The organism is Synechococcus sp. R8-2 (genome assembly GCF_047461715.1).
Classification (GTDB): Bacteria; Cyanobacteriota; Cyanobacteriia; order Thermostichales; family Thermostichaceae; genus Thermostichus.
The window spans coordinates 1-1,035 of the sequence record NZ_JANSHQ010000693.1; the positions used below are offsets into that span (position 1 = coordinate 1).

Consider the following 1,035-nt stretch of genomic DNA (forward strand, 5'->3'; position numbering starts at 1 on the left):
CAGCAGGGCCACCATCCCCAGCCCGGCCCACCACCGCAGGAAAGGGATCCCCGGCCTGTGGGGTCTCTCCGGCAATGTCTCTCTCTCCTCGTCTGTACCGTTCATGCTTTGAAAACAATCCGCAGAGATTCAGCAGACATTGGGATCCCTTGCAACTGCCACCTGGCCTTGCCCCCCAGAGCTAAACTCAACCTGTGTCATTCTCAGCGCTCCTCCCATAGACCGAGAGCTTCAGCATCCCATGATCGCTCCATCCGCCGGCCCAGAAGGGGTTTGGATCCTCGGGGATCAACTCCACCCCCAGCAATCCGCCCTCGCTTCCCTATCAACCCTATCCCCAGACCGAGTTCCGGTCATTCTCATCGAATCCCACACCTGGGCCAGCTCCCGCAACCACCACCAGCAGAAATTGGTGCTGGTCTGGTCGGCCATGCGCCACTTTGCCCAAGAACTGCAACAGCGGGGCTACCCAGTCACCTACGTGGAAGCCGACAGCTATGCCGAGCCCCTGCAAACCTGGGCCAAGCAACATCAACTGCAGCAGATCCGCCTCATGCAGCCCGCCGATATTCCCGTCCGAGATGAAATAGAAAAGCTGAGATCCACCCTCCCCTGCCCCCTCTTGGTTGTGGAAAACAACCACTTCCTCTGGAGTACTCGTCAATTTATCGACTGGGCCTCAGGCCGCAAGCGCCTGCTCCTGGAAGACTTTTACCGCGAAGGGCGCAAACGCTTTCGCATTCTCATGGATGGCCCCAAGCCCCTGGGGGGGCGCTGGAACTACGACCGGGAGAACCGCCATCCTCCCAAACCGGGAATGCGCTATCCTCGGCCCCTCACCTTTTCCCCCGATGCCATTACCCAGGCTGTCATCGCAAAAGTTAGGCAACACTACGGCCATCACTTCGGATCCTTAGAAGGATTTGGCTGGGCCGTCACCCGCGCCCAAGCCCTGCAAGTGCTTGATCATTTCATTCACGAGCGCCTGCCCCACTTCGGCCCCTGGCAAGACGCCATGCAAGCCGGGGAAGACTT

At 59.5% G+C, this 1,035-nt stretch carries 1 protein-coding gene; it reads left to right on the forward strand.

Annotation, left to right across the window (positions count from 1 at the left end):
- Positions 1–241 precede the first annotated feature (241 nt).
- Positions 242–1,035 (forward strand): cryptochrome/photolyase family protein (locus NW819_RS13935; RefSeq protein WP_414414111.1); only part of this gene is annotated, 794 nt, incomplete at its 3' end.